Origin of the sequence: Cryptosporangium japonicum, assembly GCF_039524755.1 — a bacterium.
Taxonomy (GTDB): Bacteria; Actinomycetota; Actinomycetes; order Mycobacteriales; family Cryptosporangiaceae; genus Cryptosporangium; species Cryptosporangium japonicum.
In genome coordinates this window covers 213,779-228,035 of the sequence record NZ_BAAAGX010000001.1, presented here as the reverse complement: position 1 = coordinate 228,035, position 14,257 = coordinate 213,779, and the positions used below count along the sequence as shown (strand labels likewise).

12 protein-coding genes are annotated in these 14,257 nt (G+C 73.4%); 11 read left to right on the top strand and 1 reads right to left on the bottom strand.

All coding sequences use genetic code 11. From position 1 onward, the window contains the following. Positions 1-12 precede the first annotated feature (12 nt). Positions 13-855: a GNAT family N-acetyltransferase gene (locus ABD437_RS01035; protein ID WP_344646784.1), complete on the top strand. Its 843-nt coding sequence runs from the start codon at positions 13-15 to the stop codon at positions 853-855. On the opposite strand, the gene ABD437_RS01030 is transcribed toward ABD437_RS01035, so the two are convergent. Beyond that, positions 838-2,196 carry a transaminase gene (locus ABD437_RS01030; RefSeq protein ID WP_344646783.1) on the bottom strand — a complete coding sequence of 453 codons (1,359 nt, stop codon included), beginning with the start codon at positions 2,194-2,196 and terminating at the stop codon, positions 838-840. The two genes, ABD437_RS01035 and ABD437_RS01030, sit on opposite strands and share 18 nt — an antisense overlap. A 300-nt stretch (positions 2,197-2,496) precedes the next feature. On the opposite strand from ABD437_RS01030, the gene ABD437_RS01025 reads away from it, so the two are divergent. The 10 genes from ABD437_RS01025 (at position 2,497) to ABD437_RS00980 (ending at position 14,224) form a co-directional block, all read left to right on the top strand. Beyond that, positions 2,497-2,883: a DUF6504 family protein gene (locus tag ABD437_RS01025; RefSeq protein ID WP_344646782.1), complete on the top strand. Its 387-nt coding sequence runs from the start codon at positions 2,497-2,499 to the stop codon at positions 2,881-2,883. Beyond that, on the top strand, positions 2,880-3,389 hold the full coding sequence (locus ABD437_RS01020) for an SAV_6107 family HEPN domain-containing protein (protein ID WP_344646781.1): 510 nt from the start codon (positions 2,880-2,882) through the stop codon (positions 3,387-3,389). Before ABD437_RS01025 ends, ABD437_RS01020 begins: the two co-directional genes overlap by 4 nt. Before the next feature lie 727 nt (positions 3,390-4,116). After that, positions 4,117-4,341, top strand: a complete 225-nt coding sequence (locus ABD437_RS01015) for a hypothetical protein (protein ID WP_344646780.1) — start codon at positions 4,117-4,119, stop codon at positions 4,339-4,341. A 5-nt stretch (positions 4,342-4,346) separates the two neighbouring features. Further along, entirely contained in the window at positions 4,347-4,532 is a 186-nt protein-coding gene (locus ABD437_RS01010; RefSeq protein WP_344646779.1) for a hypothetical protein, read from the top strand. A gap of 759 nt (positions 4,533-5,291) precedes the next feature. Beyond that, positions 5,292-5,486, top strand: a complete 195-nt coding sequence (locus ABD437_RS01005) for a hypothetical protein (RefSeq protein ID WP_344646778.1) — start codon at positions 5,292-5,294, stop codon at positions 5,484-5,486. A gap of 706 nt (positions 5,487-6,192) precedes the next feature. Beyond that, entirely contained in the window at positions 6,193-7,749 is a 1,557-nt protein-coding gene (locus tag ABD437_RS01000; protein WP_344646810.1) for a DNA polymerase Y family protein, read from the top strand. A 1-nt stretch (position 7,750) separates the two neighbouring features. Beyond that, positions 7,751-11,029 (top strand): error-prone DNA polymerase, encoded by a 3,279-nt coding sequence (locus tag ABD437_RS00995; protein ID WP_344646777.1) that lies wholly within the window; start codon positions 7,751-7,753, stop codon positions 11,027-11,029. 40 nt (positions 11,030-11,069) lie between these two features. After that, positions 11,070-11,777, top strand: coding sequence for a class I SAM-dependent methyltransferase (locus ABD437_RS00990; RefSeq protein ID WP_344646776.1), 708 nt, complete (start codon positions 11,070-11,072; stop codon positions 11,775-11,777). After that, the gene (locus ABD437_RS00985) at positions 11,774-12,910 is read left to right on the top strand and encodes an alkaline phosphatase family protein (RefSeq protein ID WP_344646775.1); all 1,137 of its coding nucleotides are present in this window, start codon (positions 11,774-11,776) and stop codon (positions 12,908-12,910) included. The genes ABD437_RS00990 and ABD437_RS00985 overlap by 4 nt, the downstream gene beginning before the upstream one ends. 9 nt (positions 12,911-12,919) lie before the next feature. Then, on the top strand, positions 12,920-14,224 hold the full coding sequence (locus ABD437_RS00980) for a DNA polymerase IV (RefSeq protein WP_344646774.1): 1,305 nt from the start codon (positions 12,920-12,922) through the stop codon (positions 14,222-14,224). Positions 14,225-14,257 lie beyond the last annotated feature (33 nt).

The following is a 14,257-nucleotide window of genomic DNA, read 5'->3' as shown; positions in this document are numbered from 1 at the left end:
CGTGAGTGCCTCGTGCTGACGACCAGGCCGGTCCGGGTCCTGCGGGACGCCGACCGCACCGAGGTCGAAGAGCTGTTGGACGCCGATCCGGTCGCGAGCGTGTTCGTCGCGGCCCGGATCGGCACGCACGGGATCTCGCGCTGGAGGCTCGGGGCCCAGCTCTGGGGCTACACGCTCGACGGCGCCGTCGAGGGCCTGTGCTACTCCGGCGCGAACCTGGTGCCGCTGACCACCGAGCCCGAGGCCGTACGCGCGTTCGCTGACGTCGCCCGGGAGCAGGGGCGGGTCTGTTCGTCGATCGTCGGGCCCGACAAGGCGGTGCTGCCGCTCTGGGACGACCTGGTGGGCGACTGGGGCCAACCTCGCGAGGTGCGTGCCTCCCAGCCGCTGCTGGCCACCTCGGCGCTGCCCCCGGTCGCGCCCGACCCGTGGGTCCGGCGCGCGGACATGCGTGACTTCGACGCGCTGCTGCCGGCGTGCATCGCGATGTACACCGAGGAGATCGGCGTCTCACCGGTCGAGTGGGACGGCGGGGTCGCCTACCGCGCCCGGGTCGCCGAACTGGTGCGAGCCGGGCGTTCGTATCTGCGGATGGAGAACGGCCAGGTCGTGTTCAAGGCCGAGCTCGGCGCGGTCAGCAACCGGGTCGCGCAGGTGCAGGGGGTCTGGGTGCACCCCGATCGGCGCGGGACGGGCGTGGCGACGGCGGCGATGGCGGCCGTGGTCGCCGACACGCTCCGCACCGTCGCGCCGATCGTCAGCCTCTACGTGAACGACTTCAACCACGCCGCCCGCACCGTCTACCAGCGCTGCGGCTTCACGCAGGTCGGAACGTTCTCAACGGTCTTGTTCTAGTTCTTTGACCGCGGCCTCCAGGACCTCGAGGTGGGCGTCGACATCGTCTTTTGTCGTGTCCGGGCAGACCAGGGCCATGTTGTGGAACGGGGTCAGCAGGATGCCCCGGTTGGCCGCGTAGACGTGCAGGTAGTCGTCGAGCTCGGCGTCGCCGGCCGCGTGTGACTCGCCCCCGTTCGTCGGCGCGGGGTCGGCGAAGCGGTACTCGGCCCGGGCGCCGAGCTGCGTGACCGACCAGGGCATGGTCTTGATGGCGTCCGCGGTGCCTTCGGCGAGGTGGGTGCCGAGTGCGGTCATGTGCGCGAACGCCTCGTCGGTGAGGACGTGCTCGAGCGTGGCCCTGGTCGCGGCCACGGACAGCGCGTTGCCGGCCAGCGTGCCGCCGACACCGCCCATGTCGATGAGGTCGAGGTCTTTCCGCGCTTCGATCCGCTCGCTCACCTCGTGGGACAGCCCGTACGCCCCGACCGGGACGCCGCCGCCGATCGCCTTGCCGATCGTCAGGATGTCGGGCTCGAGGTTCCATTCCTTCGTGCAGCCGCCCGGGCCGGCCGAGAACGTGTGGGTCTCGTCGTTGATCAGGAGCGTTTTGTGCGCGCGGGTCAGCTCGCGGACTTTCTGCAGGTAGCCCGGCTCGGGCAGCACGATGCCGATGTTGGTGAGCGCGGGCTCCATCAGCACCGCCGCGACGTCGCCGTTGGCGAGTTCGGCTTCCAGGCCCTCGAGGTCGTTGTACTCGGCGACCCGGCTGGTGACGCGGGTGTCGACCGGTGCGCCGACGTTGCCTTCGCGGATGTGGGGTTTGTTGTCCGGCCCCACGACGATCAGCGACTCGTCGACGCTGCCGTGGTAGCAGTAGCTGTTGACCAGGATCTTCGGCTTGCCGGTGATGGCGCGGGCCAGCCGGATCGCCCATCGGTTGGCGTCCGTGGCGGTCAGCGACAGGCTCCACTGCGGGAGACCGAAGCGCCGGGTCAGCTCGGCGCCGACCCACTCGGCGTCCTCGGTGGGCAGCATGGCGGTGAGGCCGCCGTCGTCGGCGGTTCGGCGCCGCACGGCCTCGACCACCGGCGCAGGGGAGTGCCCGGCCATCGCGCCGGTGTCGCCCAGGCAGAGGTCGATGTACGTGTGCCCGTCCAGGTCGGTGACGCGTGCCCCGCGTGCGGTCGCGAGATAGAGCGGAAACCCACCCGCCTGCTTGGCCATCCAGGTCATGGGAGTGCGGCCGAACAGGTGCTTTCCGTTTGCGTAGGCCGACGCCGAGCGGGGGTTCGCTTCGGCGAACCGGGCTCTTTCGCGGCTGGTCAGGTCGGCGAGACGGCGGCGATCAACGGTGTTCACCCGAACATCTTGCCTTGAGGTGGCTGAGCAGTGCGTCGGCGTTGCGCCGGGCTCGGGGCGGGGTTACTGTGGGGCTAGTTCGAACACTCGTTCGAACGCTCCGGAGCGGGTGTCGCGACCCGCCTCCGGGAACCTTCACCGCCGGTGGACCGACCCTTTCTGCCGGCGGTGAAGGCTGCTGCCGGCTCGGGTAAGGCGAGGGGAAGCGCCTTGCCCGAGCCGGTGGCGCCGCTCACCTTCCCCTCGAGCGGCGCCGGGTGTCCGTCCGGGCACTCGGCGGTACGGCGTGGAGGGGAAACGGTGGCCGAGGAGACCGAGGTCCGGCGTGGTGCCGGCGCGGACGCTCCGGTGGAGTTCCGCTGGAACGGTCAGATCCATCGGGTGCGGGTGGTGCTCACGCATCACCGCTACCGCCACTCGCTTCGGCCCGATTCCTCCACGCGTCCTGATCTCCCTCCTTCCCCGCCCGTGGTGGACGAACTGGAGGCCCGGCGCGCCGCGCGTGCCGCGGAGCCTCCCGAGCCCGCCGTCGCCGGTCCTCCCGATGAGGAGGTCTGGCGGGTGAGTGCCAGTCCTTCGGCGTTGCTGCCGGTGCCCGCGCTCGCCGGCGTTTTCGACCTGAGTTTCGACTGGGCGGTCGGTCGCTGGACCGTCACCAGGATCGACATCCTCGAGGAGGAGCTATGACCTACCCGGTGCCCGTCACGGTCCGGCCTTCGACGGCTGTCGGCGACGCGTCCGGCGGCACGCCGGTCTCGGTGCCGGCCTCCGCGCTGCCGCACCGCACCCCGCGTGAGCTGCTCGCGCTGGCCCGGCACGGTCTGGGCGAGGCGGCGGTCACCCGGTCACCGGGCCCCCGCTACGCCACCGCGCACCTGGCCGCGCTGCGTGCTGCCGCGGCGGTGCTCGCGGTCCGGGCACGGCCACTGCCCCCGGGCGTGCGCCGCCCGCGCTCGCGTCCGGCCAGCGTGTGGGTGCTGCTCACCCAGGTCGCTCCCGAGCTGGGCGAGTGGGCGGCGTTCTTCGCCACCGCGGCGGTGAAGCGGGCAGCGGCCGAGGCCGGCCTGCCCCGCGCAGCCACCACCCGCGAGGCCGACGATCTGCTCCGCGATGCCGAGCGCTTCTGCACGCTCGTCGAAACGATGCTCGGCCTACCGGCCCAGTTACCCGCCGAGACTCCTCGAGCGGGCTGATTCCACGCGGTTGGCCGCGTGGGCTGGCCGCGTGGGCTGGCCGCGTGGGCTGGCCGCGTGGGCTGGCCGCGTGGGCTGGCCGCGCGGCCCGATTGCGCGGTCTGCTTGCGGGCTGGCTGCGTGCTTGGGCTGGCTGGGTGCGTGGGTTGGCTGCTGTGGCGGCTGGGTGAGCTTCCGTCCGGCGCGGGCGGGGTGCGTGGCTGGGTGCTTTGCCTGAGGCGCGGTTGGTGCTTCGGGCAAGGCCGGTCGGTCGGGTGCTCTGCCTTGGCGGGGCTGGTCGGTCGGGTGCTCTGCCTGGGCAAGGCTGGTCGGTCGGGTGCTCCGCTTGGGCGGGGCCGGTTCGGCCGGTTCGGCCGGTTCGGTCGGTTCGGTCGGGTGGCCGGTTCGGCCGGTCGGGTGCTCGGCGGGAGATGAGGGCGTGGCCGGTTCGCCGGTCGGGCGTGCGTGATTGACCGGCTTCGCCGGTTCCGGGTAGCAGGGCGAAGAACCAGGGGGCGTGGCGCGATGGATGCGCGACGGGGGAGAGCAAAGCCGAGCCGCACAGCCGGCAACGAGCCAGCCGCTGCGGTCGGCCACGTATCGGCTCCAACGACCAGCGGCGGCGTAGCGATCGACGACGGCCCAGCCCCAGAGAATGACAGCACCTTGCCCGCAGCCCGTGACGGCGGCCTGCCTGCGGCGAACGCGGGCCTGGCCGCAGCGGTCAGGGGCGGCCTAGCTGCAATGGATGGCGCTGGTCTGGCTGTGGTCCATGGCGGCGGCCGGGCTGTGGCGGGTGCGGGCCTGGCCGCAGCGGCCAGCAGCGGCCTGGCTGCGGTGGATGGTGGTGGTCTGGCTGCGGTGGATGGCGGTGGCCTGGCTGCGGTGGATGGCGGTGGCCTGGCTGCGGTGGATGCAGGCTTGGTCGCAGCGGTCAGCGGCGGTGTGGTCGGGGCGGTCAGTGTCGGCCTAGCCGCAGTGGATGACGTTGGCGTGGCCGGGGCGATCAGCGCGGGCGTGGTCGGGGTGGTTAGCGGCGGCGTGGCCGTGGGGGTCAGCTGCGGCGTGGCCGTGGGGGCCAGCGGCGGTGCGGCCGTGGGGGTCAGCGGTGGGCTGGCCGTGGCGGGCGGGGGCGGGCTGCCCGCGGCGGGTGGTGCGCGGTGAGCGGGAAGGCAGCGGCACGGGCCGCGCTGGCCGAGACGGTCCGGTCGGCCTCGACGCTGACCGAAAAGCACCAGGTCACCGACCTGCTACCGGCCCCCGAGCCGCTACTGACCCTGTTCCCAGCCGGAGGCCTGGCCCGAGGCTCCACCCTCGCGGTAGGCCGTTCGAGCAGCCTGCTGGTCGCGCTACTGGCCGCGGTCTCGAGCGCCGGTTCGTGGTGCGCAGTGGTGGGCCTCCCTGCCTTCGGCGTGGTCGCAGCAGCCGAGGCGGGCGTCACCGTCGACCGGCTGGCGCTGGTACGCGACCCCGGCCCCGACCCGGCCGGAGTGGTGGGCGCACTGCTCGACGGATTCGACCTGGTGGTGGTCGGCGACCCCCGCGGACTCGGGCTGGCCGAGGTACGCCGCCTCACGGCAAGGGCACGCCAGCGCGGCGCGGTGCTGGTCGGAATCGGATCCTGGCCGAGCGCCGACCTGCGACTCTCCCTCACCGACGCCCTCTGGCAGGGCGCCGGCCGCGGCGACGGACGCCTACGCCAACGCCGCGTAACAGTCGTCGCCGAGGGCCGAGGCAACGCCTCCCGCCCCCGCCACGTAGTGGTCCTACTCCCCACCCCCGACGGCCGCATCGCCCCCGTCCTCCAGCCCGCGGCTCCCATCCGCGCAGTCCCCGACCCGGATCCCCAGCTGCGCCCCGTCCGCCCTGCGCCCACCGTGCTGAAGCCGGCCACACGCCGGCCCCAGCCGATCGCCGCCAGCCATGCCCCCGCCGCAGCCGACCCCGCCGCAGCCGACCGCCCAGCGCCCGGCCCCGCTGCGCCCGGCCCCGCTGCGCCCGGCCCCGCTGCGCCCGGCCCCGCTGCGCCCGGCCCCGCTGTGCCCGGCCCCGCTGTGCCCGGCCCCGCTGTGCCCGGCCCCGCTGTGCCCGGCCCCGCTGTGCCCGGCCCCGCGGTGATTGGCCCCGCCGCGCCTGGTCGCGCCGTGCCTGGTCGCGTCGCCGCCGCGGTCGCAGCTGACCGTGTCGTAGCCGACCATGGCGCAGCGGACCGCGCGGTGAACGGCCGCATCGCAGCCGCAGCGGACCGCGCTGGGCCTGATCGCACCGCAGCCGATCGCGCCGCAGCTGCTGTTGATGAGCGACGGGCGCCGGCGGTGCGGATCCGGGCGATCGTGCCGAACCTGCCGGGGGTCGTGCCGGCCTCATCCCTGCCGCAACCCGCTCCGCGGAAGCTCCGAGCACCGGAGGCGGGATGAACGGCCCGTCGCACCTCGACCCCGCGACCACGGCCGACCGCGTCCCGGCGACCACGGCAGCGGCCGACCGCGTCCCGGCAAGTACGGCGGCTGACGGCGTCCCGGCAAGTACGGCGGCTGACGGCGTCCCGGCAAGTACGGCGGCTGACGGCGTCCCGGCGACCGCGGCGGCTGACGGCGTCCCGGCGACCGCGCCGGCTGTCGGTGGCACGGCGGCGGCTGTCGGTGGCACGGCGGCGGCTGGCGGTGTCACGGCGGCGGCTGGCGGTGTCACAGCAGCGGGCGACGGCTCCACGGCAGCGGCTGACGGCCCTCCGGTGAGTGCGGCGGGTAAGAGCCCCGCGCCCGAGACCCCGGCGCGGGAGAACGCAGCAGGGAACTCTGCGGGGCGGCTCGGGCCGGCTCGGGTGGTGGCGGTGTGGGCGCCGGACTGGCCCGTGGTGGCCGCGGCGGTGGCCGCCGATGTTCCGTTGCACCTGCCGATCGCCGTGCTGGCCGCCAACCGGGTCGTGGCCTGCTCCGAGGTGGCCCGCGCGGACGGGGTCCGCCGAGGGCAGCGTCGCCGTGACGCGCAGGCGCTCTGTCCGGAGCTCGTGCTGCTCGACGACGACCCCGACCGCGATGCGCGGGCCTTCGAACCCGTCGTCGCGGCGGTCGAGGAGTTGTCGCCGGGCGTCGAGATCGTCCGTCCGGGCCTGTGTGCCTTCCGCGTCCGTGGCCCGGCCCGCTACTTCGGTTCCGAGCCGGCCGTCGCCGAGCGGGTCGTCGACCTGGTCGCCGCGCAGACCGGGGTCGAAACCGCGGTCGGCATCGCGGAGGGGGTCTTCGCGGCCGCGCTCGCCGCCCGCACCGGCGGGATCGTGCCGCCGGGCGAGACGCCGGCCTTCCTCGCCCCGCTCGACCTCGCGGTCCTGGCCTCGTCGAGCCTCACGGCCGGAGACCAACCCGACCTCGTCAGCCTGATGCGACGCCTCGGCATCCGCACGGTCGGCGCGTTCGCGGCGCTCCCCGCGCAGGACGTCCTGGCCCGCTTCGGGCCCGACGGGGCCGCCGCCCACCGCCTGGCCCGCGGGCTCGAACCCCGACCCCTGGTGGCCCGGCTCCCTCCGGTCGACCTCTCGGCCCGCCGGGAGATCGACCCTCCGGCCGAACGGGTCGACACCGTCGCGTTCGTGGCCCGCACGCTCGCCGAGGAGTTCGCCGAGCGGCTCGCCGCGCACGGGCTGGCCTGCACGCGCCTGGTGATCGAAGCGGTCACCGCCAACGGTGAGGAGCTGAGCCGCACCTGGCGGCACGACGGGGTCCTGGGCGTCGGTGACATCGCCGACCGGGTCCGCTGGCAGCTCGACGGCTGGCTGACCGGCCGCTCCCGCGAGGACCGGCCGACCGCTGGCGTCGCCGTGGTGCGGCTGGCCCCCGAGGACGTCGTCGAGCACGGCGGTGCCCAGCTGGGCCTCTGGGGCGACACCGGCGCCGACGACGAGCGCGCGCACCGGGCGTTGACCCGCGTGCAGGGTCTGCTCGGCCCGGAAGCGGTCGTCACCCCCGTCCTCGGCGGCGGCCGTGACCCGGAGAGCCGGGTGCGGTACGTCGCCTGGCGCGACGCGCGGGAGCCGTCGCTGCCCCTCGAACCACCGTGGCCGGGGCAACTCCCCCCGCCTGCCCCGGCCACGGTGCCCCACGAGTCGCCGCCGGTGAGCGTCGTCGGGCCGAACGGCGAGGCGGTCGGCGTCACCGGTCGCCACGCGCTGACCAGCCTCCCGGCGCGGGTGAGCCTGGGCAACGGCCCCGGCCGCACGGTGCTGGCCTGGGCCGGTCCGTGGCCGGCCGACGAACGCTGGTGGAGCCCGGTCCAGGCCCGGCGGCGCGCCTGGATGCAGGTGGTGCTCGACGGGGAGGAGCCGTCGGCGTTCCTGCTGGCGCTGGAGAGCGGCTCCTGGCTGCTGGCGGGGGTGTACGACTGACATGGGCTTCGACAACCCGGTGCTGCCGTGGAAAGAGCTGGAGCGGGCGCTCTCCGGCGAGATCCCCGACGGGGGCGACGCGCCCGCGTGGTCGCGCAAACGCGCGGCGTACGAGGCCCCGGCGACCCACCGGCCGAAAAACGACATCCCGTACGCCGAACTGCACTGCCATTCGAACTTCAGCTTTCTCGACGGCGCGAGCCACCCCGAGGAGCTGGTGGAGGAGGCCGTGCGGCTGGGCCTGACCGGCCTCGCGCTCACTGATCACGACGGGATGTACGGGGTCGTCCGGTTCGCCGAGGCCGCCGCCGCGCACGGGCTGGCCACGGTGTTCGGCGCCGAGCTGAGCCTGGGGCTGCCGGGCCCGCAGAACGGCGTCGCCGACCCGGAGGGAAACCACCTGCTGGTGCTGGCCCGCGATCCGGAGGGCTACCACCGGCTGTGCTCGGTGATGAGCGAGGCCCACCTGCGCGGGGGAGAGAAGGGCAAGCCGGTCTACCGGCTCGACGACCTGGCCGCGGCCGCCGACGACCACTGGCTGATCCTCACCGGCTGCCGCAAGGGCTCGGTGCGGAGCGCACCCGATCCGGGGTCGGCGCTGACCGAACTCGTCGACCGGTTCGGGCGCGACAACGTCGTCGTGGAACTCACCGACCACGGGAACCCGCTGGATTCCGAGCACAACGACGTGTTGTTCGGGCTCGCGGCCGAGCACCGGCTGCGCTGCGTCGCCACCAACAACGTCCACTACGCCACCCCGGCCCGACGCAAGCTCGCCACCGCGCTGGCCGCGGTGCGGGCCCGGCGCAGCCTGGACGAGATGGAAGGCTGGCTGCCGGCCGCCGCCACCGCGCACCTGCGGTCCGGTGCGGAGATGGCGCGTATCTTCGCCCGCTACCCCGGCGCGGTGGCGAACGCCGCGAAAATAGCCGCCGAGTGCGCGTTCGACCTGCAGCTGATCGCCCCGAAGTTGCCCGCCTGCGAGGTCGGCCCCGGCCACACCGAGATGAGCTGGCTGCGCCATCTCACGGAGAGGGGCGCGAAAGACCGGTACGGCCCCCGCGCGGAATTCCCGCACGCCTACGCCCAGATCGACCACGAACTGGACGTCATCGAGCAGCTCGGGTTCCCCGGCTACTTCCTGATCGTCGAGTCGATCACCACCTGGTGCAAACAGAACGACGTCTTCTGCCAGGGCCGGGGCTCGGCTGCGAACTCCGCGGTCTGTTACGCGCTGGGCATCACGAACGTCGACGCGGTGCGGTACGGGCTGCTGTTCGAGCGGTTCCTGGCTCCGGAGCGCGACGGGCCGCCCGACATCGACCTCGACATCGAGTCCGGTCGCCGGGAGGAGGTCATCCAGCACGTCTACGAGAAGTACGGGCGCCGCCGGGCCGCGCAGGTCGCCAACGTCATCAGCTACCGCCCGAAATCAGCCATTCGTGACGTCGCCAAAGCGTTCGGCTTTTCGCCTGGTCAGCAGGACGCCTGGAGCAAGCAGCTGGAGCACTGGGGGAAGATCGGCGACGCCGAGATACCGGCGCCGGTCACCGAGATGGCCGAGCAGCTGCTGCACTTCCCCCGCCACCTGGGCATCCACTCCGGCGGCATGGTGCTCTGCGACCGGCCGGTCACCGAGGTCTGCCCGGTGGAGTGGGCCCGGATGGAGAACCGCACGGTGCTGCAGTGGGACAAGGACGACTGCGCCAGCGCCGGCCTGGTCAAGTTCGACCTGCTCGGGCTGGGAATGCTCACCGCCCTGCACTACTGCCGCGACTTCGTGCGTGATTTCCACGGCGTCGACGTCGACCTGTTCCGCATTCCGCTGGACGACAAAGCGGTCTACGAGATGCTCTGCGAGGCCGACTCGGTCGGGGTGTTCCAGGTGGAGAGCCGCGCGCAGATGGCGACGCTGCCTCGGCTGAAGCCACGGAAGTTCTACGACCTGGTCGTCGAGGTCGCGCTGATCCGGCCCGGCCCGATCCAGGGCGGCTCGGTCCACCCCTACATCCGGCGCCGGAACGGGCTGGAAAAGGCCCGGTACGCCCATCCGCTGCTGGAGAACTCGCTGAGCAAGACGCTCGGCGTGCCGCTGTTCCAGGAACAGCTGATGCAGATGGCGGTCGACGTGGCCGGGTTCAGCGCGGCCGAGGCCGACCAGCTGCGCCGGGCGATCGGCTCGAAGCGGTCGCCGGAGCGGATGGACGCGCTCAAGGACCGGTTCTACGCCGGGATGGCCGCGAACGGCATCACTGGTGAGCTGGCCGATCAGATCTTCGGGCAGCTCGCCGCGTTCGCGAACTTCGGTTTCCCGGAGAGCCACTCGATGAGCTTCGCCGCGCTGGTGCTCTACAGCTCCTGGTTCAAGCGGTACTACCCGGCCGCGTTCTGCGCCGCGTTGCTCGCGTCCCAGCCGATGGGGTTCTACTCACCGCAGTCCCTGGTGGCCGACGCGCGGCGGCACGGGGTCACGGTGCGGGGGCCGGATCTCAATCTGAGCATTGAACACGCGACGCTGGAGGGTATAAATCCCACCTTTTCCGGCTGGCCCTCACCCGGAGCCGATCCCCGGCTGGACCACGCCGTCCGGCTCGGGCTCGGGTCGGTGCGCACGATCGGCGACGACCTGGCCGCGCGGCTGGTGGCCGAACGGAAGGCCAACGGCCCGTACACCGACATGACGAACCTGACCCAGCGGATCGCGCTCACCACCGCGCAGGTGGAGGCGCTGGCCACCGCGGGCGCGTTCGAGGGCTTCGGGCTCTCGCGGCGGGCCGCGCTCTGGGCCGCCGGTGCGGTCGCGCAGGGACGGCCCGACCGGCTGGCCGGCGTCGTGGTCGGGGTGGAGGCCCCGATGCTGCCCGGGATGTCGGACGTGGAGGAAGCGGTCGCGGACGTGTGGGCCACCGGGGTCTCGCCGGACAGCTACCCGACCGAGTTCGTCCGGGGCCACCTGGACGCCCGGGGGGTGGTGCCGATCGCGGCGCTGAAGGACCTTCCGGACGGAGCGCGGGTACTCGTCGGGGGCGTGATCACGCATCGGCAGCGGCCGGCCACCGCGGGCGGGGTCACGTTCGTCAACCTCGAGGACGAGACCGGCATGCTCAACGTCGTCTGCACCCAGGGCTTCTGGACGCGCTACCGGCGGATCGCGCGGGGTTCGGCCGCGGTGCTGGTGCGTGGGCGGCTGCAGAACGTCGAAAAAGTGGTGGGGGTGACCGCCGAGATGATGGAGCCGCTGCCGCTGCGGGTGGCTTCGTCGTCCCGGGATTTCCGGTGAGCATTAGGGTCTTTCGCAGGTCTATCTCGGAGGTGTCCCTGTGCCGCGTTCACGCACGCATGCCGGTCCGCGTTACGCCGTGGTCTGGGCGGTGCTGAACGCGGAGCTCGACCGCCGCGGTCCGGCGCACGTCGTCGACGCCGGTGGTGGCACCGGTGGGTTCGCGGTGCCGCTGGCCCAGGCCGGCCACCGGGTCACGGTCGTCGACCCGAGCCCGGACGCGCTCGCCGCGCTGGCCCGGCGGGCCGCCGAGCGGGGCGTCGCCGACCGCATCACCGCACACCAGGGCGACGCCGACGACCTGCCGGCCTTCATCGAGCCCGGCACCGCCGACGTGGTGCTGTGCCACAGCGTGCTGGAGGTCGTCGACGATCCGGCGCGCACGCTGGCGGCGGTGGCGGGGGTGCTGCGCACCGGGGGCTGCGCGAGCGTGCTGGTCGCCAACCGGGTCGCCGCCGTGGTGGCCAGGGCGCTGGCCGGGCACTTCGCGTCGGCCCAGGACGCGCTCTCCGGCGACCTCGAACCGCGCCGCTACGACCTGGACGCGCTCTCCACCCTGGTCTCGAAGGCCGGGCTGGTGCCGGAGCGGTGGCACGGCGTCCGGGTGCTCGCCGACCTGGTGCCCGGCGCGGTCGTCGACGTCGAACCGGACGCCGAGGAGGCACTGGTGGCGCTGGAGCTCGCGCTCGCCGAGCGCCCGCCCTACCGCGACATCGCCACCCAGCTGCACGTGCTGGCTCGCCGGTGAGACCGGCCGCGCCGGCGTACGGCAGCCGCTCCGCGGCGGATCTGCTGCCGGCCGCGGTGCGTTCCCTCGGGTTCGCCGGAGCCGACGAGGGGCTGCGGCTGCCCACCGCCGACCGGGTGTGCGTGCTGATCGTCGACGGTCTGGGCTCCTCCCTGCTGCGTGCGCACACCGCGGACGCGCCGTTCCTCGCCTCGTTGGACGGCGAGGCCCCGCTGACCGTGGGCTTCCCGTCCACCACGGCGACGAGCATGGCCTCCTACGGCACCGGGCTCCCGCCGGGTGACCACGGGATGTTCGGCTACCAGGTCCGCGACCCGTCGCGCGACGTCCTGCTCAACCTGCTGCGCTGGGACCGGGTCACGGTGCCGGAGGAGTGGCAGCCCCGGCCGACGGTGTTCGAACGGGCCACCGCGCTCGGGCTGCCGGTCTTCCACGTGGGCCCGGCCGCGTTCGCCCAGTCGCCGCTCACCCGGGCGGTGTGGCGCGGCGCGGAGTACCGGCCGGCCGACAGCCCGGGCGTGCTGATCGCGGAGACGGTCGCCGCGGTGGCCCAGGAGCCCCGCTCGCTGACCGTCGCCTACTACTCCAGCGTCGACCACGCGGGACACGTCCACGGCTCGCGGTCGGCGGCGTGGCGGCACGAGCTCGCGGTCGCCGACCGGATGGTGGAGCGGCTGGCCGGCGCGCTGCCGCCCGACGCGCTGCTCGTCGTCGTCGGTGACCACGGGATGGCGGACCCGTCGGTTCGTCTCGACCTGGACGCGGACCCCGCTCTCTCCGACGGCGTGGCGCTGCTCGGCGGCGAGGCCAGGGCCCGGCACGTCTACACGGAGCCGGGCGCCGCGGACGACGTGCTCGCGGCCTGGACGTCGATCCTGGGGGACGCGGCCTGGGTGCTCTCCCGGGAAGCGGCCGTCGAGGCCGGGTGGTTCGGGCCGGTGGTGCGCCCGGAGCTGCTCGAGCGGCTCGGGGACGTGATCGTGGCGGCCGGGCCCGACACCGCGCTGATCGCGACCGAGCGCGAACCGCGCGAGTCCCGCCTCATCGGCCTGCACGGCTCGATCGCCCCGGTCGACTTGGAAGTGCCGCTGCTGCTGGCGCGAGCCGGCGTTTCTGTCGTATCCGATAGCTAGTCTCGGGGCGTGGGTAGGAGCCAGTCGCTGCCCCGGGTCGGTCCCGGGGGTGGTGACGCCGACGACACCGGGTGCACGATCCTGCACGTCGACATGGACGCGTTCTTCGTGTCGGTCGAGGTCCGGCGCGATCCGTCGCTGCGCGGGCGGCCGGTCGTGGTCGGCGGCACCGGTCCGCGCGGGGTGGTGTCCTCGGCGAGCTACGAGGCCCGCGTGTTCGGCGTCCGCAGCGCGATGCCGACGGCGCGGGCGCGCCGGCTCTGCCCCCAGGCCGTCTACATCCAGCCCGAGCACGGCCGCTACGGCGAGGTCTCGGCCGCGGTGATGAACATCTTCCGCGACGTCACGCCGCTGGTCGAGCCGCTCAGCCTGGACGAGGCGTTCCTCGACGTCGCCGGCGCCCGGCGGTTGCTCGGCTCGCCGTCGCGCATCGGGCAGCTGATCCGCGAGCGGGTGCACGACGAGCAGCAGATCACCTGCTCGGTGGGCGTGGCCAGCACCAAGTTCATCGCGAAGCTGGCCTCCACCCGCTGCAAACCCGACGGGCTCCTGGTCGTACCGGCCGACGGCGCGCTCGAATTCCTGCACCCGCTGCCGGTCGGCGCGCTCTGGGGCGTGGGCGACCGCACCGCCGAGCAGCTCGATCGGCTCGGTCTCAAGACAGTGGGCGATCTCGCGCAACTTTCCCCGGCTGTTCTGCGTCGTTCAGTAGGGGAGGCGCAAGCCGCCCACCTCCACGCGCTCGCCTGGGCGCGTGATCCGCGCTCGGTCGTGCCCGATGCCGCGGACAAGTCGATCGGGGCAGAGGAGACGTTCGACGTCGACCAGACGGATAAGGACACCATCAACCGGGAACTACTCCGCCTGTCGGAGAAGACCGCGGCGCGTTTGCGCTCGTCCGGGCAAGTGGGGAGGACGGTCGTGATCAAGATCCGCTACGCGGACTTCTCCACCGTCAACCGGTCGCGGACACTCCAGTCTCCCACCGATGGCACCCAGGAGATCTACGACACAGCGCGGCGATTGTATGTTGGTTTGTCGGCTGCCATGCCGATCCGACTGGTCGGTGTGCGTGTCGAAGGGCTCGGTCCGTCGTCGTCCGTCGCGCGTCAACCGACGCTCGGCGAGCCCGACCGCGGCTGGACCGAGGCGGATCGGGCGGTGGACGCCGCGATCCGTCGGTTCGGAAGCGGAGCGGTTCGTCCGGCGGCGCTGGTGCGTCCGGCGGATCGCGGGGAAAGAACTGGTCAGAAGGGCCCTAACCGGGGCCAAAAGGAGGGAAACGGGAGCCGTGATCGGGTTTCGGAGCAGTGAAAACGAGCCTGTGACCGACGGCTGTCCGGTCCC

What these genes read in the sequence shown, in the direction of transcription:
- ABD437_RS01020 (WP_344646781.1), top strand. Translation starts at nt 2,880, where the DNA reads ATGACCTACCCGGTGCCCGTCACGGTCCGGCCTTCGACGGCTGTCGGC.
- ABD437_RS01015 (WP_344646780.1), top strand. Translation starts at nt 4,117, where the DNA reads ATGGCGCTGGTCTGGCTGTGGTCCATGGCGGCGGCCGGGCTGTGGCGG.
- ABD437_RS01005 (WP_344646778.1), top strand. Translation starts at nt 5,292, where the DNA reads ATGCCCCCGCCGCAGCCGACCCCGCCGCAGCCGACCGCCCAGCGCCCG.
- ABD437_RS00995 (WP_344646777.1), top strand. Translation starts at nt 7,751, where the DNA reads ATGGGCTTCGACAACCCGGTGCTGCCGTGGAAAGAGCTGGAGCGGGCG.